The 23,641-nt window shown below is 43.7% G+C and carries 12 protein-coding genes; 10 read left to right on the forward strand and 2 right to left on the reverse strand.

Going from position 1 to position 23,641, the window contains the following annotated elements; genetic code table 11:
* Positions 1-110 precede the first annotated feature (110 nt).
* On the forward strand, positions 111-2,339 hold the full coding sequence (locus VYM24_RS22060; RefSeq protein WP_330940955.1) for a putative porin: 2,229 nt from the start codon (positions 111-113) through the stop codon (positions 2,337-2,339).
* Positions 2,340-2,351: 12 nt separating this feature from the next.
* Positions 2,352-3,188, forward strand: a complete 837-nt coding sequence (locus VYM24_RS22065; protein ID WP_425286614.1) for a transporter substrate-binding domain-containing protein — start codon at positions 2,352-2,354, stop codon at positions 3,186-3,188.
* Between the two features lie 104 nt (positions 3,189-3,292).
* Here VYM24_RS22065 and VYM24_RS22070 read toward each other — a convergent pair whose 3' ends face one another.
* Entirely contained in the window at positions 3,293-5,221 is a 1,929-nt protein-coding gene (locus tag VYM24_RS22070) for an NAD(+) synthase (protein WP_330940956.1), read from the reverse strand.
* A 138-nt stretch (positions 5,222-5,359) separates the two neighbouring features.
* Between VYM24_RS22070 and VYM24_RS22075 the strand changes: the two genes are divergently transcribed.
* From VYM24_RS22075 to VYM24_RS22095, 5 genes are all read left to right on the forward strand, one after another.
* Positions 5,360-6,544, forward strand: a complete 1,185-nt coding sequence (locus VYM24_RS22075; protein WP_330940957.1) for a hypothetical protein — start codon at positions 5,360-5,362, stop codon at positions 6,542-6,544.
* Positions 6,545-6,603: 59 nt separating this feature from the next.
* On the forward strand, positions 6,604-7,251 hold the full coding sequence (locus VYM24_RS22080) for a sensor histidine kinase (protein WP_330940958.1): 648 nt from the start codon (positions 6,604-6,606) through the stop codon (positions 7,249-7,251).
* 106 nt (positions 7,252-7,357) lie between these two features.
* Positions 7,358-7,768, forward strand: a complete 411-nt coding sequence (locus VYM24_RS22085) for a Fur family transcriptional regulator (protein ID WP_291548921.1) — start codon at positions 7,358-7,360, stop codon at positions 7,766-7,768.
* 49 nt (positions 7,769-7,817) lie between these two features.
* On the forward strand, positions 7,818-8,375 hold the full coding sequence (locus VYM24_RS22090; protein WP_022210016.1) for an NADH peroxidase: 558 nt from the start codon (positions 7,818-7,820) through the stop codon (positions 8,373-8,375).
* Between the two features lie 217 nt (positions 8,376-8,592).
* Positions 8,593-12,723 (forward strand): hybrid sensor histidine kinase/response regulator transcription factor, encoded by a 4,131-nt coding sequence (locus VYM24_RS22095; RefSeq protein ID WP_330940959.1) that lies wholly within the window; start codon positions 8,593-8,595, stop codon positions 12,721-12,723.
* 70 nt (positions 12,724-12,793) lie between these two features.
* Here the strand turns inward: VYM24_RS22095 and VYM24_RS22100 are convergent, their stop codons facing one another.
* Positions 12,794-15,373 (reverse strand): glycosyl hydrolase 115 family protein, encoded by a 2,580-nt coding sequence (locus VYM24_RS22100; protein ID WP_425286615.1) that lies wholly within the window; start codon positions 15,371-15,373, stop codon positions 12,794-12,796.
* Positions 15,374-15,735: 362 nt separating this feature from the next.
* Between VYM24_RS22100 and VYM24_RS22105 the strand changes: the two genes are divergently transcribed.
* From VYM24_RS22105 to VYM24_RS22115, 3 genes are read left to right on the forward strand one after another with little or no spacing between them, the layout of a single operon-like run.
* Entirely contained in the window at positions 15,736-18,882 is a 3,147-nt protein-coding gene (locus tag VYM24_RS22105; RefSeq protein ID WP_330940960.1) for a SusC/RagA family TonB-linked outer membrane protein, read from the forward strand.
* A 16-nt stretch (positions 18,883-18,898) separates the two neighbouring features.
* The gene (locus VYM24_RS22110) at positions 18,899-20,776 is read left to right on the forward strand and encodes a RagB/SusD family nutrient uptake outer membrane protein (RefSeq protein WP_330940961.1); all 1,878 of its coding nucleotides are present in this window, start codon (positions 18,899-18,901) and stop codon (positions 20,774-20,776) included.
* A 32-nt stretch (positions 20,777-20,808) separates the two neighbouring features.
* Positions 20,809-23,634, forward strand: a complete 2,826-nt coding sequence (locus VYM24_RS22115; protein ID WP_330940962.1) for a SusC/RagA family TonB-linked outer membrane protein — start codon at positions 20,809-20,811, stop codon at positions 23,632-23,634.
* Positions 23,635-23,641: the final 7 nt, after the last annotated feature.

Raw genomic sequence — 23,641 nt, forward strand, 5'->3', positions numbered from 1 at the left:
ATAAGTTACCATATTTATATCAAAGAAATAAAAAGTACGTTTGTAAAAATAGGCAAAAAAGACTGAATTCCGCAAGCGAATAATTTTTTATTGTATCTTTGCGCCTAATTATGAGACGCATTCTACTGACATATATATTTCTATTCGTATTGGGATTGCTGGCGGCACAGGCACAGCGGACACTCAATACATTGGATAACCGTGACCGCTATGGGAATCAGGTTGACCCGTCAACACAACCAGATAGCCTAGATACCAGCACTGATGTTCAAAGTATTCCGCCTAAACTCTATATGTGGCAATTAAGCGAGACTCTGGGTAACCGGACCATCGTTCCTGCCGACACTCTTTCCTTGAATTTCCAGAATACAAATCTGGTAGACGGTATGACGGGACAATATAATTTCCTGGGTAATCTCGGTTCTCCCCGTCTTTCACGTATATTCTTTGATCGTGAAAGCACCGAACCGACTATTTTTATGACGCCATTCTCCAGTTTCTTTGTTCGTCCCGATCAGGTATTCTTCACTAACAGTAATGTTCCTTATACAAATCTGACTTATTATAAAGCGGGTAATAAAGTAAACGGTGAAGAGCGATTCAAATCTTATTTTTCTGTCAATGTAAACAAACGGTTGGCATTTGGTTTCAATTTCGATTACCTGTACGGACGTGGATACTACTCCAATCAGTCTACTTCGCACTTCAATGCCGGCATATTCGGAAGTTATATTGGCGAACGTTACCAACTGCAAGCCGTCTACAACAACTTCTTCATGAAGATGAATGAAAACGGCGGTATAGCTAATGACGGCTACATTACCCGCCCCGATACGATGGCTGACGGTAAGAAAGAATACGAATCCACCACTATTCCTGTGAAGTTGGAACAAACTTCCAACCGTAACAAAGACTTCTATATTTACCTTACGCAACGCTATCGGCTAGGATTCAAGCGGAGAGTATTGAAAGAAGTGGCCCAAAACAATAATGTTAAACAGAACTTCGCTCCCACGGCAGCATCTACTGCCATGATTCCCGACACTGCCATTACAGACAGCTTAGGTATTGATAGTTTAGGTGCTGACAGTTTAGGCACCGACAGCCTTTCAGCAGAAAGGCTTGCAATGAGAAAAAGCCTGAGTCTGGATAGCCTTAACAACGCCACTGCCTTGGCAGAAGATACCAACTACGTTGAAGAATTCGTCCCTGTCACAAGTTTCATTCATACTTTTAAAGTGGAGCGCTCACGCCATCGTTTCCAATCATACAACGAACCGGAGGGTATGTATGAAAACACTTACTTCAACAAAAACGGAAGTATCAGCCGGGACTCCACCACAGCATTCAGCATAAAGAACATCTTTGGCATAGCCCTGTTGGAAGGTTTCAACAAATATGCCAAAGCAGGATTAACCGCTTATATCTCTCATAAGTTCAGCCGTTATGACCTGATGAATGCAGATTCCATGACGGTAGACCGCTTTACAGAACAAGAAATATTTGTGGGCGGTGAACTTGCCAAACGACAAGGTAAAGTCCTTCACTATTCCATAGATGGTGAAATAGGTATTATGGACAAAGCGCTGGGGCAATTCCGTGTACATGGTAATATGGATTTGAATTTCCGATTGGGAAAAGATACGGTAAACCTTATCGCACGAGGTTTTGTGACGAATACATTGCCCTCTTTCTATATGCGGCATTATCACTCCAACCACTTCTTCTGGGACAATGACAACATGGAGAAAGAATTCCGTACCCGTGTAGAAGGCGAATTAAACATTGACCGCTGGGGTACTAATCTTAGTGCCGGTGTAGAAAACATCAAGAACTATACCTATTTCAACCAGAAAGCCGTACCCGAGCAGTATAGCGGTAATATACAAATACTTTCAGCAACTCTGAAACAGAACTTCCGTGCAGGTATTTTCCATTTGGATAACGAAGTAACCTGGCAAAAGTCAAGCAATGAAACAATTCTCCCATTGCCACAACTTTCACTATACTCCAACTTATACATTCTGACCAAGTTGGCAAAGAAAGTTCTTACGGTGCAATTGGGAGCCGATGTGCGCTATTTCACCAAATACAATGCGCCGGCCTATACGCCTGCCGTTCAACAATTCCACCTGCAACCGGGAAATGACCAGGTAGAGATAGGTGGTTATCCTATAGTGAACATTTATGCAAACCTGCAACTGAAGCGTACGCGGCTATTCGCTATGTACTCTCACGTAAATCAAGGCATGGGTACGCGTAATTCTTTCCTTGTACCGCACTACCCCATCAACCCGAGCCTGCTTAAGCTAGGTGTTTCGTGGAATTTCTACGATTAAAACTCTTTCCACATGAAGATCCCGAAAGCCAAGATTCTGAAATACGCTGCTATGGGTATAATAGCTGCCTTCATTGCTACCTTCTTTTTTAAAAAGGAGAAGCAGCAAGGGCATCCGCGTGACTATGCAGAAATTGCAGCCGAGAAAATAATCCGTGTTGCCACAGAATATAACTCCATCAGTTTCTATGTTGACGGAGATACGCTATCGGGCTTTCATTATGAACTGATAGAAGCGTTTGCCCGTGACCATGGCTGGAAAGCTGCCATCACTCCCGAAATGAGTTTTGACAAACGGCTGGAAGGACTTGCAACAGGCGAGTTCGATGTTATCGCTTATGGTATTCTCGCCACCAGTGAACTGAAAGACTCTTTGCTCCTTACTACTCCGATTGTACTTAATAAACAGGTTCTCGTACAGCGCAAAGCCATATCTCCCACTGACTCTCTATTCGTTAAAAGTCAGTTAGACCTGGCAGGCAAAACCCTGCACGTAGTGAAAGGATCGCCTTCCATCCTCCGTATTCGTAATCTGGGAAACGAAATTGGTGACACTATATATATTAAGGAAATAGATAAATACGGTTCGGAACAGCTGATATCACTTGTAGCTCATGGGGATATAGATTATGCCGTATGCGATGAAAGCATCGCCCGTGCCGTGGCGGATAGTCTTCCACAGATAGATATCAATACCGATATCAGCTTTACCCAGTTCTATTCCTGGGGAGTCAGCAAACAATCACCTGTTCTATTGGACAGCCTCAACAGCTGGCTTCAGACTTTTCGGAACAGTGATGAGTTTAAATCTATCTACCGTAAATATTACCGGACTTCAAATAAAAGATAAGTTCCTTTCAAACAAGCTTATACAATAAAACCGGAAGTTCCGCACAGGGAACTTCCGGTTTTATTCTTTTCCATTCCTAGTTTCATGCCTTGAAACTAATAGCATCAAGCAAGGCTCTCTACTTCCCGAAGCCACATCTCTGATGATGAATCGCTTGGCATACGCCAATCCCCGCGCGGACTGATGGAAATACTACCTACTTTAGGTCCGTCCGGCAGACAAGAGCGCTTAAATTGTTGATTGAAAAAGCGGCGGAAGAATGTCTGCAACCATTTCTTGATTGTCTCTTCATCATACACGTCCTTAAATGTACGCGCTGCAAGGAAGAATATCTTGGAAGGACGGAAACCACAACGAAGGAAATAATACAGGAAGAAATCATGCAGCTCATAAGGACCTACCAGATCTTCCGTTATCTGTTTGATATTACCGTTTTCATCTGCCGGAATCAATTCAGGACTAATCGGAGTATCCACAATATCCAGCAGCGTCATGCGTGAAGCTTCGTCCATATCATTCTCGGCTACCCATTTCACCAGATATTTAACCAAAGTCTTAGGCACACTTCCATTCACACCATACATGGACATATGATCTCCATTATAAGTAGCCCAGCCCAATGCCAGTTCCGAAAGATCGCCCGTACCAATTACCATTCCCCAAGTCTGGTTGGCAATATCCATCAGTATCTGCGTACGCTCGCGCGCCTGAGCATTTTCATAAACTACATCATGCACATTGATATCATGGTCTATATCTTTGAAATGCTGAATACAGGCTTCCTTGATACTGACTTCACGAACAGTGATTCCCAAAGAATTCATCAGATCTACGGCATTCGTATGCGTGCGGTCTGTTGTTCCAAACCCCGGCATTGTTACACCAATAATATCTTTACGAGACCATCCCAATTTATCGAAGGTTTTGACACACACCAGTAATGCCAATGTAGAATCCAAGCCACCGGAAATGCCGACTACCGCACTCTTGGCAGCAGTGTGTACCAGACGCTGAGCTAAACCGGAAACTTGTATGGAGAATATTTCCTCGCACCGCTCGTTCAACTCAACTCCTTGCGGCACAAAAGGATGAGGGTCAAAACTACGCGTCAGGTTCAGTTCTTTGCTATTTACATATTCTGTAGAAACACGTACCGCCTCTCCCGGCGCGCAATGCGCCCGACAAGCGGAAAAAGTTGTATTAACACGACGTTCCGTGCGCAAATGTTCCACATCTATTTCACTGATAATCATCTGTCCCTCGAAAGAGAAACGCTTGCTGCGAGCTATTAGGCTGCCATTTTCGAAAATCAGTCCGTTCCCTGCAAATACCACATCCGTAGTAGACTCACCGAACCCACACGAACAGAAAACATAACCGGCAATGCAACGAGCCGACTGCTGGCTGATCAAAGAACACAAATAGTTGTGCTTACCAATCCCTTCATTATCCGCCGACAGATTAAACAGAATTTCCGCACCTTGCAATGCCAGTGAAGAACTGGGCGGAATAGGTGCCCACAAATCCTCACAGATTTCAATGCCGAACGTTGTATCCACAGTTTCGAACAATAAGTCAGTTCCCATTGGAACCACCTGTCCACAAAGGCGTACGCTCCTTTCGCTCACATCCACAGCAGATGTAAACCAGCGTTTCTCATAAAATTCCTTATAGTTGGGGAGGTAAGTCTTGGGCACTACTCCCAACACCTTTCCTTTTTGAACTACGACCGCGGCATTCAGCAATACTCCGTTCATCGCTATCGGCATGCCAAGTATGGCTATAATATCCAACTGCCTTGTGTTACTTACAATCTGTATCAATCCCATTTCCGCTTCTTCAAGCAATAATTGCTGGGCAAACAAATCGCCACATGTATATCCTGTCACACACAATTCGGGGAATGCAATAATCTGCACGCCTTTCCCTTCGGCAATGATTATTTCCTTTTCAATCTCCCGGGCATTGAACTTACAGTCCGCCACCTTGACACGGGGCACAGCCGCCGCTATCTTTACATATCCGTAATTCATAAGGATGTCATTTATAATATTTGATGGCAAAAATACGCTTATTTATCCACAAACACAAAATTATCATTTCTTTCACTCAGTATATCCCAAATTATTAGTACTTTTAGCGGCATTTTTAAAACACGTTATGCAAAACTCATGAAAGCTCCTAGTACAGTCCATAAATGGTTACTTTCCCTGATACTTCTAATCGGGTGCCTGTCAGTTTCCGCTAAAGAAAAAGAGTATATATTATTCCTCAGTTCCGTCAATGTAGAAGAAGCATGGATCCACGGTTTCCGGAACGAACTTCAAAAACGGTTCCCTTATGAAGGAAATATCGAATTACGTGAATACTTTCTGGCAGTCCCAGTGCTTACCAATGAAGAAGAAGTCAAACAAGCCCAAGATAATCTTCTGCAAACATTTCCTACACCACCTAAAGTTGTCATAATCGTAGGAGATCCGGGATGGTTGGTCAGTGCGCCCATTTTCGACGGTCCTTGGAAAAATATCCCTGTCATACTTTGCTATTCACGCGAACGGATTCCCTCTACTCTGCAAACATTATTAGCAAAAACTCCTTTGACAGAAGTAAACAGTATCCCTATCGAAGAATTTAACAAAAACTATAATATCACCGTACTGAAACAACCCTACTACATCAAGGAAACTCTGACACTTATCAGACAGCTTCAGCCGGAAGTCAACCGGATTGCTTTTATTTCCGACAATCGCTATATCAGCACAGTTACCCGCCAAGCCGTGAGTGCGGTGATGCAAAAAGATTTTCCTGATCTGAAACTGGAACTTTTATCTTCAGAGCAAATAAGTACAGAAGAATTACTGGATACACTTACCAGTTACAGGAAAACCACCGGCGTCATCTATTACGCATGGCTCCGGCAATATGGAAATAACAAGAATTACTATCTGTCGGACCATCTCAAAAAGATACTTCCCAGTTTCCTGGAAGTTCCCGTATTTACATTAGCTGACTTAAACCTGCAAGAAAATCTCTATGCTGGCGGGCATTATATTTCTATCCGCGATTTCACGGATACGGTAATGTCCACAATCAGCCGCATCCTATCGGGAGAAACAGCCTCTTCCATTCCTTACCAGAATGGCGGAGTTGCACATACTTATCTGAACTTTGCCGACCTGAAATGGTGCAAGATATCAGAAAATTTATATCCCAAAGACGCTATTTACTTCTTCCAGCCTCCTACTTTCTATCAGCAGTATAAGACTTATATCTGGATGACAACCCTATTTATCGCTTTATTTTTCATCCTATATATCTTCTATTATATTCATCCCAAAAGCATAAAAAGGAGCTGATTCTTGCCAAGGAACGTGCCGAAGAATCCGACCGTCTCAAATCTGCTTTTCTTGCTAATATGAGTCATGAGATACGCACTCCGCTCAATGCTATCGTGGGCTTTTCCAGTATCCTTGCCGAAACGGCTAATACCCCTGAAAGCCACGAATATATCCGGATTATTGAAGACAACAACTGCCTGTTGCTACAACTCATTAACGATATACTCGACCTATCCAGGATAGAAGCCGGTTTGCTGGACTTCTGTTATACCGAAGTAGACATCAACGGCTGTATCCGTAAACTTGAAGATGCTTTCCATTTTAGAATGCCTGCAAATGTGGAATGTATTGCAGAGTTTGGCATGAAGAAATGTTACATCCGTACAGAAAAGAATCGTCTGAATCAAGTACTTGGCAATTATCTCTCCAATGCCATCAAGTACACCACCGAGGGAAGTATCATCGTCGGCTACTATCCACCCAAAGACGGAAACATGCGATTCTATGTGCGGGACACCAGTTGCGGAATTTCTCCCGAAAAGCAGAAAGCCATTTTCCAACGTTTTGTAAAGCTGGACAATTTCAAACAAGGTACCGGCCTTGGCTTATCCATTTGCCAAATGATTGCCGAAAAGATGCATGCCACCGTCGGAGTTTCTTCCGAAATAGGTAAAGGTTCCGAGTTCTGGATAGAAATACCTTACCAGCCAATTCACACTATTTAATAAAAAGGAGGAAAAAAGAATGGAAATCTTTTGGTAAAATCGAATAAGTCTTTATCTTTGCAAGCGAAATAAAAATGTAATTATTACAAGTTTGAATTAAGCAAATATGGAAGTAGTAGTAGAACGATTGCAAGGACATAACATTAAACCCTCGGTACAGCGTATTGCTATCATGAAATATCTTATGGAGCACTGCACACATCCGACGGTAGATGAGATTTATACGGCATTATCTCCTACTATACCGACACTCTCAAAAACTACAGTCTACAACACGCTGAAGATTTTGAGCGAACAAGGAGCCGCACAAACGCTTACCATCGATGAGCGTAACACATGCTATGATGCCGACACCACTCCACATTCACATTTTTTATGCAAACGTTGCGGAAGAATCTATGACTTGCCGTGTGACGATGCAATAAAAAAAGTGGTAGATACGGATATGGACGGACACGAAGTGCAGGAAATCCATTATTATTACAAAGGAATCTGTAAACAATGTAAAGAAGACTAACGTTTTTATAAAACGAACGAATAACTAATTCAATTAAATCAAAAAGAAAATGAAAAAATTCAGATGTACTGTATGCGGTTACGTATATGAAGGTGATGCCGCTCCTGAGAAATGCCCGTTGTGTAAAGCTCCTGCAAGCAAGTTCGTAGAAGTTGTAGAAACCACAGAAGGCGGTCCTCTGTCTTTTGCTGACGAACACGTGATCGGTGTAGCTAAAGGTTGTGATGACGAAATGATTAAAGACCTGAACAACCACTTCATGGGTGAATGTACAGAAGTAGGTATGTATTTGGCTATGAGCCGTCAGGCTGACCGTGAAGGTTATCCCGAAGTAGCTGAAGCTTTCAAGCGTTATGCTTGGGAAGAAGCCGAACATGCTTCTAAGTTCGCTGAACTGTTGGGTGACTGTGTATGGGATACCAAAACTAACCTCGAAAAGAGAATGAACGCTGAATCAGGCGCTTGCGAAGACAAGAAACGTATTGCCACTCGTGCAAAAGCTCTGAATCTGGATGCTATCCATGACACTGTTCATGAAATGGCAAAAGATGAAGCTCGTCACGGTAAAGGTTTTGAAGGTCTGTACAACCGTTACTTCAAGAAATAATCCTTTTTAGTATTTTTAGGGGAAAGAGGTTGCCATTCTGGTAACCTCTTTTTCTATAATACTATTCATCCCCTCTCAAGTTATCCCACGAAATGTAACACATCATTTGCTATACGTTACATCCCCCTTTTATAAAGGGGTTTTCCTCCATATTATGTTTGTGAGAATATATGTTTTCAGTTACTTTTGTATCACAATTGCTAATCCCAACGTAATCATGAAAACACTATTATCCATCTTATTCCTTTTCTTTGCAACCTACGGATACAGTCAATCAGAAAAACTATTTACGGTAGACCGTGAATTATCAAACAGCAATATCAATCAGATCTATCAAGCCAAAGACGGAGTTATCTGGATAGCCACCGAAGACGGACTTAATCGCTACGACGGCGCCAAGTTCAGTGTGTACAAACACAAAGAAGGAAATGACAGTTCATTAGTGGATAACAATGTACGAATACTTTTCGAAGACAGCAAAGGGAACTTCCTGGTAGGTACACAACGCGGACTACAACTTTACGACCCGGCAACAGACCTCTTTAAAGAAATCCCTATCCTGTACCAATCAGGAATCAACATGAGCGCACATATCAGTACGATCCTGGAGCGAAAGAATGGAGAGTTATTAATTGGTACTTCCGGTCATGGCATTTACTCATTAACATTAGGAGAAACAGAACCTCTTATCAAAGAGGCACAACTACCAGTTCCCAGCTTTTTCATAACATATCTATTCGAAGACCCCAACGAAAACCTGTGGGTTTCTACAGAAGGCAAGGGGTTATACCGCATTGACAGATCGGGTCAAACCTATCACTATTTCATCGGAAAAGAGAATGCTTGGAATATTGTCACTTCTATTTGTCTGGATGAAAAAGGAAATATCTATGCCAGTAACATAAATAAAGGAATATTCATCTACGACCAGCAGAAAGATTCTTTTACCCCTATCTCCTGTCCGGTACTTCCTAACCTGCCTATCAATACAATGTATGCTGCCGGACAAGGAAAAATCTATATCGGAACCATAGGATACGGCATAAAAGTATATGACATACATACACAGAAGATAAAGGAAAGCGAGTTCAGTTTCAGTACTTTCGATTTCAGCAAAGCTGATGTACACGCCATCACAAAGGACCGAGCTGGCAACTTATGGCTGGGTATCAATGGCAAAGGAGTTATGCTTCTTCCGGCTACAACAAACCAATTCAAGTACATGGGCTACAAGTCTGTAACAACCAATAAAATAGGTTCTAACAGTATAAAAGCAGTATGTAAAGACAATGAAGGAACTTTATGGCTCGGAACGGCAAATGACGGTATATATGGTATAAAAGGAAAGAATAAGCCTTCCCTGCACTTTGAGCACAAAGAAACATCTAATTCCGTGCCGTCCACAATTAACCACATCCACCAGACAGCAGACGGCAGATTGTGGCTGGCTTCACCTTTGGAAGGACTGGCAGAGATGGATCCCAAGACCGGCCTGTGCCGATACTATAAATTACAGGACCATCATCAAAATGAAGTGAAAAATATATCGTATCTGACATCAGACAAGAACGGTGAACGATTGTGGGTGGCCGTTATGGGCGGAGGCGTGTTTTACATCGATCTAAAAACCGGAAAAGTCAACAGATGCGATACTTTTGAAAGCGGAAAAGAATATCAGGAGAATTACAATGTACTCCACAACCGTTGGGTAGCCTCATTGCTGTACACCCGCAACAATAAGTTATACATCGGCACCTACGATGGCTTAGGATGTCTGGACATACCCACAATGAACTTCGCCTCAACCTATGGGAAAAACAGGATATTCAGTGGCAGTATCATACTGACCCTCTTCGAGGATGAACAAGGTGACATCTGGGCAGGTACCACCAAAGGGCTCATTCATATAGACGGGAAAAGTGGAAGCTCTAAAACTTATACTACACACGATGGATTGCCCAATAATACCATTTGTGCCATTCAAGGCAATAAACAACATGGATTATGGATAAGCACCAATTACGGTATCACAAACATGGACCCGGAAACAGGTACCTTTATCAACTACTATGCAGGCAATGGGTTACAAGGAAATGAATTCAGCAAAAATGTAGCCTGTACAGATAAAGATGGATATCTCATCTTTGGAGGTATCAATGGTATCACTTTTTTCCGACCAGCAGAAATCACTACAGAAGTCAAAAATCCCGAGGTTAGAATTGCCGACTTCTACATCCATAACAAAGCTGTAAAGAAAGATACACGTTCCGGTAACCACGAAGTTATAGAAACAGCAGTACAGGAAGCCAGCCGATTCCGTTTATGTCATAGAGATAACTCGTTCAGCATCGAATTCTCAGCCATGGAATTTTATAATCCGGAACGGATCACCTATCTTTATTCCATGAATGGAGCAACCTGGATGGCATTAGCTCCGGGCGTCAACAGAGTTTCTTTCAGTGATCTGGCACCGGGTACTTATCACTTCAGGATGAAAGCCAAAGACTATACAGCCTACTCGGAAGAGAAAGAAATCATCATCCAGATAGATCCGGCATGGTGGGTATCAGGTTGGGCTAAATTAATATACGTCTTATTAATATTATCAATCATCGGATTCATTGTGACGCAGGTGCATCATCGTTACCGTATGCATCAAAAGATGTTGCAACACATTCATGCCGAACAAATTAACGAAGCAAAGTTACAGTTCTTCATTAATATTTCCCACGAAATACGAACTCCAATGTCGCTTATCATCAGTCCCTTGCAACAACTGATGGCAAAAGATAAGGATGCAGAATGCAGAAAGCTCTACAATACTATACAACGGAATGCCGAGCGCATCCTGCAATTGGTAAACCAATTAATGGATATCCGAAAAATAGATAAAGGACAAATGTCCCTCATATTTAAAAAAGCTGAAATAGTTAGTTTCACCCGCAACCTGTTAGAAACCTTCGAACAACAGACAAGAGTAAAGAAACTCGACTTAAAATTCCACACCTCTGCTCCTGAAATAGAAATGTGGATAGATCCCAAGAACTTTGACAAGATCATCCTGAACCTGCTGTCGAATGCTTGTAAGTTCACGCCTGAAAACGGACAAGTGGAAATCAGCCTCAGCACAGGTGAGGATACCCACCTTCCCCAAAATGCACCTCTGCGCCGATATGTTGAGCTTACAGTTGCGGACAGTGGTATCGGCATTGCTTCCACTGAACGAGAACATATATTCGAGCGATTCTACCAGATACGCAACAGTCAGAACAACTCAAATATAGGAACAGGTATCGGACTTCACCTCACGCGCTCTTTAGTAGAGCTGCATTACGGAAATATTCACGTAGAGGACAATGGCGAAGGCAAACCGGGCTCCCGGTTTATCATACGGCTACCGCTAGGAAACGGGCATTTGAAAAAGGAAGAAATAGAAGAAGCAACAACCGCCAACACCATAATAAATATCCCGGCGGCAGAACCAGCCACCATAGCTTCCCCGCTACCTTATGATGACGATGATGAAGAAGCCAGCGGTAAAGTCCGTGCCCGCAGTCGTCGCCATGTGCTTGTGGTAGAAGACGATGAAGAGATTCGCCACTACATTTGCCGCGAACTGAGCAATGACTTTTACATGACCGAATGCAGTAACGGAAAAGAAGCATTAGCATCGATATTATCCCATACGCCCGATCTGATAATCAGCGATGTGATGATGCCTGAAATGGATGGCTTGACACTCTGCCGCAAGATACGACAGAATGTGAACATCAACTATCTACCCATCATCCTGCTTACCGCCCGTACCAGCGAGGAGGACAATCTGGAAGGGTTGGATACCGGTGCCGATGCTTATCTGATGAAACCATTCAGCATTGAGTTGCTGAGAAAAACTGTCTTAAACCTCATCCGCCGCCGGGAACAATTGCGTAATGCTTTCAGTGGCCGTCAGAATCAGGAGGAACAAATCTCATTCCCAGAAGTAAAATCTCCCGATGACCGGCTTATGGAACGTGTCATGCGTGTTATCAATGAGAACTTAGGTAATCCGGCATTAACTGTCGAAATGATCAGTACGGAAGTAGGTATCAGCCGTGTACATCTGCATCGCAAGCTCAAAGAACTCACGAATCAGACTACACAGCAACTCATTCGTAACTTGCGTCTGAAGCAGGCAGCCACCCTGTTGGCCGACAAGCGGCATAGCATAACAGAAGTAGCCACATTAACCGGTTTTACGCATCCCACTTATTTCGCCACGGCATTCCGCGAAATGTATGGCATATCACCATCAGAGTATATGGAACGCCATATGGGACAGGATAAAACAAAAGATGACATCTTTTGATGTGAAAGATGCCAACTTATGCAACAAGAGATGCCAACTTTTAATAAAAAAGATGGCATCTTTTACATAGCTATTTTAAAGTTCTTGTCCGAGGGCTTTCCGTTAGGTTAAGCCTACCGGGCATATCGCCTCCGCAATCTACTATGATCTTATGCAATACTATCGCCGGACTGAGAGGGCGAATAGTCAGAGTATGTACCCCGGCCTCCAGAGTGACATCAGGAAAAGTAACTTTTGACTCTATCACCCGTGCCGCTCCTGCAGGATACATTTTTGAATAACAGTTGGCCCAAGTCAGGTCCGAATTGTAATTTACGATTTGTTCTTCACCGTCATCTAAACGAATGGCATAACTATGCCCTCCTTTAATAAAAGGCAGGGTACTATCCAATATCAGACGTACACGTACACCGGACAAGTCAGACTTTAATCGAATTTGATAGGTCAATGAAGCACCGGATACCGGTTTGGTATATGGCATCAGTGCAAGTCCGGAGAGTGTACGTCCCAAGTCCGGTATAACAGTCCATTGCGTACCGGGTTCCTGCACGGATGTAGCAAAACGCTCCGCTTCCATTACCACTACCCTACTGCTCTCTTCGTATTCATACCCCCCCATTGCCATATTTCCGTTCCGGGAAGCATCCACACGGGTTACTTCCGGCATTATATTTCCTCCTTTCGGTTCATCCCATGAAGTATAGCCTATATGGGGCTGATCCATCATGTGTTTCCATTTGCCTCCGGCAATATTATTATTATAATCGGCACATAGCTCCGCATCTCTCCGGAAGCAATACTCCACACGATCCGCCCAGACATTGGCACGCACATCATTTTCAGCAGCCAACTGCCGGTTCATGGCGGTAGCACAGTACATTTCATAAAGATTGGCCATAGCCTGCACAGGGAATAATATCAGCTCCTTATAAGCATCGCGCCTATTCTCCGGCAGCAAAGCAAACTGACGGACAGCATGTGTTTCCAATGCCAGAAACTCATCGGCCACAGCTTTAAATTCACCACTTTGCAAATTATAGGTTTTGTGATCTAACATCTCTGCCGTCACACGAGCGCAATACTTACAATAAAGATTTAAAATTCGCGCAGCTTCATCAGCATATTCATTGCCAAATTGCTGGCGGCAAAATTCTCTTGTATAATCCATCAGATTACCCGCATTAAAAGCATCAGGATTCCATGCCATTTTCAAGAAGAAATCCGTAGGAAACTCATTCGGTTTCAAATCACCTACATTCAATATCCACATCTTATCCACACCATAAGTATACGTCAGATAAAGCTGTTCCCACATATGCTGGATTTGAGTCATATTCAACCACTGATAAGCACGTGGAGCACCATGCAAATCCACATGATAGTACATGCCATAACCACCGGGATGACGTTTAACACCCGGCTCGGGCAAACGGCGCACATCTCCCCAATTGTCATCACATAACAGAATCATTACATCATCCGGTATCTGCATACCTTGATCATAATATTCCAGTACCTCACTATAAAGCGCCCATAATTGTGGAGTTTTAGAAGCAGATTTTCCCGTAACCTCGGCTATGATACGACGCTGTTCTTTCACTATATTTTCCAACAGTTTTGTATCCGTATCAGGTCCCATCGGTGCATCACCGTCACCACGCATCGCAATGGTCACCACTTCTTCTTTACCCCGCATACGCTCTATACCTTCACGAAAAAAGCGGTCGATACCATCTTTGTTTGTCTGATAGTTCCAGGCTCCATACACTTTACGATTGCGAGCATACTCCTGATGGTTACGCGCCATAGGCTCATGGTGGGAAGTACCGATTATGATCCCCATCTCATCAGCCAATGGACTGTTCATGGGATCATCCACATAGAAAGCAGCACTCCACATAGCAGGCCATAGGAAGTTGGCTTTCAGGCGAAGCAGTAATTCATACACATACACGTACATTTTACTATTGAAGCCACCATAACGTTCCGTGGTCCAACCTCCCATGCAAGGCCATTCATCATTAATAAAAATACCGCGATACTTCACTGCCGGTTCTCCGTCGGTATATACACCTTTTTTAATATAGAGTTCCTCATGCCGTTCCACCGGAACATCCGCCCACCAATACCAGGGAGATACCCCTATCTGACGAGATAACTCATAAACTCCATAGATAGTTCCACGCTTATCGCTACCAGCAATTAACAACACTTCACCCGGTATTCCTTCCACCGGATCTTTTACTGTGGTGATTATAAACTTCTCATTCTTGCCTTTCAACTCGCGGGCATCCAGTTTCTTCGATTTCACCAATTGCTTTATGAATGGAGACTCGTCAAAAGAACCAATAAGAATACGTACATTTTGCCCATCCGTACTTCCCTTCCGTTTTGCATCGGTCACTAACGCAGGACGTATATCGGCCACTCTATAAAAATCCTCCTGTAAATTATGTACAGCCGTTAATACTCCTTTATGTTCCTCATCAGCACATAAAATACTGAAACTCCTTTGTTGAGATGTTACAAGCTCCAACGTACCTTCTTCCCGAATGAAAGAGACAAACTTATCCGCCGCTTGCAGTGTCGAAGCCAGAGTGAGACAAAGTTGCAGGCAGACAATCCGTGTTTTTAATGATATTCTCATCATGTAGAAATAAATTAGATTAATAATACTATGAAACAAAGGTACACGGCTTCCAGAAGCCTGCCAAAGATCACTGTAACAGATACTTTTGAACATATTACGAGTTAAAAAAATAAGGCTGTGTTACATCAATTAAAGTCTATGATACACCCCTAATATAGAATGCAACATCAGTTAATCTTTCTGCAATAGCAACATATTTATTACTATTATTATACTTCCTACTTTTGCTTCGGGAACAAAAAGGTTCTTTATCATTATTTATTAATCTTAAAACTAAAAGAATTATGGAAAGCATGTATGACAACAGTTAATCCTGACTTTATGACATCAGAGAAAACATAGTTATTAACTATCTTAAACTAATGGTAATGAAAAATGTAAAAAAGAAAATTCAAAGGATTCCTTACTTGTTTCTTTTGATGCTTTTTAGCTGCCTGACAGCTTCGGCACAACAAGGAATAACAGTGAAAGGAACAGTCGTAGACGACAATGGCGAGACAATAATTGGAGCCTCGGTAGTTGTAAAAGGGAATAATTCAATAGGTACGATCTCAGATATAGACGGTAATTTTGTGTTGACCGTGCCCAATGAAAAGTCTGTCCTTGTCGTTTCGTTTGTAGGTATGGAGCCGCAGGAAGTGAAGGCTTCTTCAAAAGGGACAATCAAAGTAGTTCTGAAAGATGATACACAACTACTGGACGAAGTTGTAGTAGTAGGTTACGGACAGCAAAAGAAAGCGTCGGTAGTAGGAGCCATTACACAGACTTCCGGAAAAACGCTGGAGCGGTCTGGAGTAAGCAATTTAGGAGCTGCCTTAACGGGTAACCTACCGGGAGTCATTACTTCCAGTTCTACCGGTATGCCCGGTGCGGAAGACCCGAAGATTATTATCCGCACACAGAGCTCGTGGAATAATAGCGAACCCCTAGTACTGGTAGACGGTATCGAACGTGAGATGAGTTCAGTAGACATTTCCTCAGTGGAGAACATTTCTGTATTGAAAGATGCATCCGCTACTGCTGTTTATGGTGTAAAAGGTGCTAATGGAGTAATCCTTATTACGACCAAACGCGGTAAGGAAGGAAAAGCCAACGTACAGATCAAGGCAAATATGACAGCTAAAGTAGTATCAAAACTCCCTGAAAAGTATGATGCTTATGACACATTCTACTTGATGAATAACTCCATTGAGCGCGAAGCTTGTCTCAATCCTGCCGGATGGGCAAACTACACACCGGCAGCCATCATCGATAAGTATCGTCATCCGGCCAATGCCGAAGAGTGGGACCGCTATCCTAATGTGGACTGGGAGGATGAGCTTTTCAAGAAAGTCGCTATGTCCTATAATACCAGCGTCAACGTATCAGGTGGTACTAAAGTTGTAAGTTACTTCGCAGCTGTAGATTTCGTAAACGAAGGTGACTTGTTCAAGAGCTTTGAAAACGGACGTGGTTACAACTCCGGCTTTGGCTATAACCGCATCAACGTACGCAGTAACCTGGACTTCCATTTAACAAAAACGACCAAATTCTCTACCAACCTGTTTGGTTCGAATGCACAACGTCAGCTGCCTTGGGATATGAGCGATAATGACACCGGTTTCTGGAACTCAGCTTATAAATCCGCTCCCGATGCCATGCGTCCCGTCTACTCCAATGGTATGTGGGGATGGTACGCGCCGCGTGATGCCGACGTACCCAACTCTGCCTATTTCCTGGCCGTAGGCGGTAAAGAGAAACGTACCACCACCAAAATGACCACTGACTTCATTTTGGAGCAGGACCTGGCTATGCTGACCAAAGGACTGAGATTCAAGGCGAACTTCTCTATGGACTACACTTTTGCGGAAAACAAACGCGGCCTCAGTGACCAGTACAACGATGCACAACGCATCTGGGTGGATCCGGATACAGGCAATATCTCCTATAAATATGACCCTGATACAGGAACAGGACTCGACAAAGTCACTAATCCGATCTATTGGTTACAACAATCCGGTAGTGCAAACATTGGAGCCACTTATCGTAAACTATACTACTCCATGCAGTTTGACTATGCCCGTACCTTCGGCAAGCATGAAGTAACCGGTCTTGGCCTTTTCAGCCGATTAAAAGAGGCACAGGGAAGTGTGTTCCCTATCTATCGGGAAGACTGGGTATTCCGTTTTACCTATAATTACGCCATGCGCTATTTCTTCGAAGCGAATGGTGCTTATAACGGTTCCGAAAAATTCGGTCCTGATTATCGTTTCGCCTTCTTCCCCTCTCTCTCACTGGGTTGGATGATCAGTGAAGAGAGTTTCATGAAAAAACTGAAGTTCGTCGATATGTTAAAGCTTCGCGCTTCTTGGGGACGAGTAGGTGATGATGCCGTGGTCGCTCCGTGGCAGAGATTTACAGCAGGTCGTTTCTTATACAAAGATCAGTTGAGTTATAGTGGTAACACTGTCATGGGTAGCATCAATCCGGACAACTCTCCTTATACTCACTGGAAAATCTCTTCTCTGGGTAACCCGAATGTCTCTTGGGAAACTGTAGAGAAACGTAATATTGGTTTAGACTACGCTTTCTTTAATGGACTGATAGCAGGTTCAGTAGATGTATTCAACGATACCCGTACGGACATTATAATTAGTGGTGACAGCCGTGCCATTCCGTCTTATTTTGGTACAACGGCTCCCCGAACCAATTTAGGTAAAGTCAACAGCCACGGCTATGAATTGGAATTACGTTTGAATCATGTATTCAACAATGGTCTACGTGTCTGGCTGAACACCAGTATGACTCATGCCATCAATGAAATCAAGTTCAGAGATGACGCTCCTTTGCTACCTGCTTATCAGAAGGGAGCCAGACATACAATTAACCAAGTATATTCATATATCGACCATGGGAATCTGGCTACCTGGGACGATGTGATAGGTAGTAGTAATTGGACAACCGGAAATGACATGAAGTTACCGGGCGACTACAATATTATAGACTTCAACGGTGACGGTATAGTTGACAACGACGACCGTGCTCCTTATCAGTATGCCAGTACACCGCAGAACACCTATAATGCCTCTCTCGGTTTTGAGTGGAAAGGGTTCAGTTGCTTTGCCCAATTCTATGGCGTAACCAATGTAACCCGTGAAGTCAATTTCCCGACATTCCGTTCTACAGCTCACGTAGCTTATGCAGAAGGTTCATACTGGACACCGGGAGGTAATGCCACCCTACCCACTCCACGCTGGGGAACTACTGTAGACGCAGCTGCTACCGGAACACGTTACTGGTATGATGGTGCTTACCTTCGTCTGAAGAATGTTGAATTATCCTATACATTCAAGAACAATTGGCTGAAGAAAATGGGCATCAATTCCTGCCGTCTCTACTTGAACGGCGACAATCTCTACATGTGGACCGACATGCCGGATGACCGTGAAGCCAACTACGGTACAGGCTCTTCGGACGGTGCCTACCCTACGGTACGCCGCTTCAATTTTGGTATCGACATAACCTTATAATAACGAAGAGATAATTATGAATAAATATATAAATAAACTATTTATGATGTCGGCTATTGCAATGGCTGGCATAATGGGGATGACCTCATGTACAGACTATCTGAACAAAGCTCCGGAAAGTGACTACCAGGATAATGACCCCTACAAGAATTTTAAGAACTTTCAGGGTTTCACTGAAGAACTCTATAATTGTATCCCGGTAGTTTCAAACAACAAAGATGCCGGACATACTTGCTTCAACTATGGTGAAGATGAATACTGGGAACCACAGGAAATGCGTATGCAAGCCCGTAGTGTGGACAACGGAGACTTCTGGGCCTGGACTACTGTTTACTATGGTTACCCCAACAATCAAGGCTCGGCAGGTTCAGACAACCGAACTGACAAAGGTCACTTATGGGCCAACTCCTGGTATGCTATCCGTAAGGCCAATATCGGCATCGCCAACCTCGGCAATCTGATAAGCGCCACCGAGGAAGAACGTAATCTCATAGAAGGGCAACTTTACTTCTTCCGCGCATGGTACCACTTTATGCTAATGGAATGGTGGGGCGGCATGCCGTATATTGATACAGTGTTGTCTTCGGATGTAGCTCCCACGTTAGCCCGTCTTACATGGCAAGAATGTGCGGAAAAATGCGTAGCCGACTTTGAACATGCAGCCAGTCTACTTCCTGTTGATTGGGATGCAACCACCGCCGGTAAAGTGACTTTAGGCAAAAACAATATGCGTATCAACCGTATCATGGCTTTAGCTTATAAAGGCAAGACCTTGCTTTGGGCAGGCAGTCCGTTGATGAACTGGGCTTCCGGAGGCGCAAAGGAATACAATGCAGAGTTGTGCAAACGAGGTGCCGATGCTCTCGGACAAGCCCTTGCCCTCACCGAATCGACCAACCGCTACGAACTGGCTGACTTCTCCGAATATAACGACATCTTCCTGTTGCATAACTCAAGCGGCAAGCTGAACGGAGTAAAAGAGTCCATCTTTATGGAGAATATCAAGGATTATAGTGGACGCTGGCGCTGGAATATGGTTAACGACTTCCGACCTCAATCCATTGAGTATTCCGGTATTAAATGCTATCCTACCGCCAACTACGTAAACTACTATGGCATGCAGAACGGTTACCCGATTAATGACATGACAAAGGCAGATGCCGAATCAGGCTATGATCCCACACATCCCTGGAAAAACCGCGACCCACGCTTCTATAAAACCATCATGTTCGATGGTGTGAAGTGGAAAAGTACCGGTGGTGCAGGTGGAACGGCAGAACTTTTCACCGGAGGTAGAGAGAGTGAAGAAGCAAATGAAAAGAAAGGCTGCTTCACAGCCTATATGAACAGCAAACTCTGTCCGCAATTGATGAATACGGTTGACGGTTATAAAGAAAACAATATCATGATCCTCAGCCTTATGCGCCTAGCAGATGTATATCTGATGTATGCTGAAGCTACGGCTGTAGGCTACAACGGTCCGAAGGGTAAAGCTGCTACCTACTCACTCACAGCCGAAGAGGCATTGAACAAGATCCGCGAACGTGCCGGGGTTGCTCCCGTACTCGACAAGTTCCTAGGTAGTACTGCTGACTTCCTGAGCGAATTACGCCGTGAACGCGCCGTGGAACTGTCCTTCGAAGGTTTCCGTTTTGCCGACCTTCGCCGCTGGATGCTTCTCACCCAATATCCTTACACACTGAAGACCAAGATTGAGTTCGACCGTGCCGATCCTAGTGACTATAATTATGACGAACCGGAAGAAAATGCTATCAAGAACTTGCGTGAAGTAGTATTGCTTGAGCGTAAATATACCGACAGACACTATTGGTATCCGCTCCCTAAAAAGGATGTTAGCATGTATGAAGGGTTCTACCAGAATCCCGGATGGTAATCTTGACGTATTAACTAATAATGACGCAAAAAATGAATAGAAAGTTTATATATATTGGCTGTACTGTTTTCGCCATGTCTCTGTTTCATGCAAGAGGCATCCAGGCGCAAGAAGAAAACAAAGATAGCCTGGTGAATGTGGCTTTCGGTACGGTTGCCCAGGAAGACTTGACGCATGCCATTTCTACAGTCAACACGTCCGAACTGATCAAAAAAGTAAATAGTTCCAGTAGCTTAGTTGGACTGGAAAGTCTGATAGGTGGATACACCGGCAACGTATGGGGGCAAGAAGCACTTGTCCTAGTGGATGGAGTACCCCGTAGTGCAAGTAATGTACGCGCTTCGGAAATAGAAAGTGTTTCGGTAATGAAAGATGCTGCTGCCGTGGTACTTTATGGTAGTCGTGCGGCAAAGGGCGTTATCCTGATCACTACTAAACGCGGTAAAAATGAACCGATGCGCATCGACGTACGGGGCAATGCAGGCATTAATGTTCCCAAATCTTATCCCAAATATTTGGATTCAGACTGCTACATGACCCTTTACAATGAAGCTTGCCGTAATGACGGGCTGTCCCCCAAATACAGCGCATCAGATATTTACAACACTGCCATGGGAACCAATCCTTATCGTTATCCGAACATTGATTTCTATAGTTCGGACTATCTGAAAAAGGCATATTATAATGCAGATGTGACAGGTGAAGTATATGGAGGCAATGATCGCACACACTATTACCTGAATTTTGGTATGGATTATAGTAACGACCTGCTGAAATATGGTGAATCAAAGAATGCCTACAATATGCGTTTCAATGTACGCGGTAACGTAGACATGACACTTGCCTCATGGCTAAAGGCTACTACCAATGCGGCAGTTGTCTTTACCAATCAGTATGCAGGTCGCGGAAACTTTTGGGGAACTGCATCCACCTTGCGTCCCAATTGGTTTGCTCCGCTATTACCCATCGACATGATGGATACCAGCGTCGCTCAAATACAGGAATATATTACCAACAGTAATCACCTGATTGACGGCAAATATCTGCTTGGAGGAACTTCCTCCGACATGACCAATCCTTTTGCAGATCTTCTGGCTGCCGGATATGTCAAGGAAAAGGCACGTATGTTTATGTTCGATGTCAGCCTTGCCGCCGATCTGGGTTCTTTATTGAAAGGCCTGACGTTTAAGACTTCTTATAGTGTAGACTATACTTCTTACTATTCGGAAGCTTTCAGCGAGACCTACGCCGTTTATGAACCTACATGGTCTCAGGTGAATGGCAAAGATATGATTATTGCCTTGAAGAAACACAATGAAGACAAAAAAGATCCCAATGAATATGTCGGCAAGTCCACTTACGATCAGACCATGACGTTCAGTGCACAGTTTGACTATGCCCGCACGTTCGCAAAATACCACAACGTAGCAGCCACATTCATAGGCTGGGGTTATCAAACGCAGAATTCTGCTGACGAAAACCATGAAAGCAGTGATTATCACCGTACCAGTAATGTGAACTTAGGCTTACGGGCATCCTACAATTACAATCATAAGTATTATGCCGATTTCAGTGGTGCCGTGATCCATTCGGCCAAATTACCCGAAGGCAAGCGTAACGCTTTCTCTCCGTCAGTCACTTTGGGCTGGAGAATCAGCAAAGAGAAGTTTATGGAAAATGTAAAGTTTATAAACGATCTGAAAATCACAGCATCTTATGCCAACCTGCATCAAGATCTTGACATCTCCGATTATTACCTGTATAAAGGAACTTTCTCCAAAAGACAAAATGAAGGATTCTATGTACAATGGCACGATGGCACAGCGGGCGGATGGACTCCAGCCTCTAAACGTGGCGATAATCCTAACCTTGGTTTCGTCACACGTGAAGAGTTCCGTGCAGGTATTGATGCTACGCTATTCAACCGTCTGCTAAAGTTGAACGTCAACTATTTCAGGCAGGACACGAAAGGCTTACTTACCCAAGGTTCCTCTTCCATATATCCTACGTACTTTGCTTTAAGTAGTAACTCCACCTTCATGCCCTGGATCAATTATAACGAGGACAGACGCAGTGGTTTTGACTTCGCGCTGAGTGCCAACAAGAAATTCGGCGATTTTGACGTAACACTCGGTTTCAATGGTATGGTGTACTCCTCCGAAGCTCTGAAACGTGACGAACTTTACGACGAAGATTACCAGTATCGCAAAGGTCGTGCACTCGATGCTTCCTACGGTTATGTATGCGAAGGTTTCTTCCAGGATCAGACTGACATAGACAATCATGCCCGTCAAACATTTGGTACGGTAAAACCCGGTGACCTGAAGTACAAAGACATTAACGAGGATGGTGTAATCGACAGCAAGGACCAAATTGAATTAGGAAAGAACGGTTGGTCAGCTCCTCCTTTCTCCTTCGGATTGAACTTAACTGTGAAGTGGAAAAATTTCTCGCTATTTGCCATGGGATCAGGTCAAACCGGCTCTGTAGACTTTAAAAGCAGTTCCTACTACTGGAACCGCGGTACGAGCAAATTCTCAGAAGTGGTATGGGGACGTTGGACCGAAGATACAAAGGATGTGGCCACCTACCCACGCCTGACCACCACCAATGGTGACAATAACTACCGCAATTCCACTTTCTGGATGTATAAGCGTAACTATTTCCGCCTGAACCAAGTGCAATTGACGTATGATTTCCCTGAAAATACTTTCAAAGGAACGTTTGTTCGTGGTTTAAGTGTTTATTGCGGAGGTAGCAATCTGCTTACCATCTCTAAAGAGCGGAAGCATATGGAGCTGAGTACCGGTTCCCCTCAATGCCGTAACTTCTATGCAGGTTTCAAGGCTGCATTCTGATTTTATT

Origin of the sequence: Bacteroides sp. MSB163, assembly GCF_036416795.1 — a bacterium.
GTDB lineage: Bacteria > Bacteroidota > Bacteroidia > Bacteroidales > Bacteroidaceae > Bacteroides > Bacteroides maternus.

Excerpts from the sequence above, each read along its gene's own strand:
- VYM24_RS22060 (WP_330940955.1), top strand. The coding sequence starts at position 111 with ATGAGACGCATTCTACTGACATATATATTTCTATTCGTATTGGGATTG.
- VYM24_RS22065 (WP_425286614.1), top strand. The coding sequence starts at position 2,352 with ATGAAGATCCCGAAAGCCAAGATTCTGAAATACGCTGCTATGGGTATA.
- VYM24_RS22070 (WP_330940956.1), bottom strand. The coding sequence starts at position 5,221 with ATGAATTACGGATATGTAAAGATAGCGGCGGCTGTGCCCCGTGTCAAG.
- VYM24_RS22075 (WP_330940957.1), top strand. The coding sequence starts at position 5,360 with ATGAAAGCTCCTAGTACAGTCCATAAATGGTTACTTTCCCTGATACTT.
- VYM24_RS22080 (WP_330940958.1), top strand. The coding sequence starts at position 6,604 with ATGAGTCATGAGATACGCACTCCGCTCAATGCTATCGTGGGCTTTTCC.
- VYM24_RS22085 (WP_291548921.1), top strand. The coding sequence starts at position 7,358 with ATGGAAGTAGTAGTAGAACGATTGCAAGGACATAACATTAAACCCTCG.
- VYM24_RS22090 (WP_022210016.1), top strand. The coding sequence starts at position 7,818 with ATGAAAAAATTCAGATGTACTGTATGCGGTTACGTATATGAAGGTGAT.
- VYM24_RS22095 (WP_330940959.1), top strand. The coding sequence starts at position 8,593 with ATGAAAACACTATTATCCATCTTATTCCTTTTCTTTGCAACCTACGGA.
- VYM24_RS22100 (WP_425286615.1), bottom strand. The coding sequence starts at position 15,373 with ATGATGAGAATATCATTAAAAACACGGATTGTCTGCCTGCAACTTTGT.
- VYM24_RS22105 (WP_330940960.1), top strand. The coding sequence starts at position 15,736 with ATGGTAATGAAAAATGTAAAAAAGAAAATTCAAAGGATTCCTTACTTG.
- VYM24_RS22110 (WP_330940961.1), top strand. The coding sequence starts at position 18,899 with ATGAATAAATATATAAATAAACTATTTATGATGTCGGCTATTGCAATG.
- VYM24_RS22115 (WP_330940962.1), top strand. The coding sequence starts at position 20,809 with ATGAATAGAAAGTTTATATATATTGGCTGTACTGTTTTCGCCATGTCT.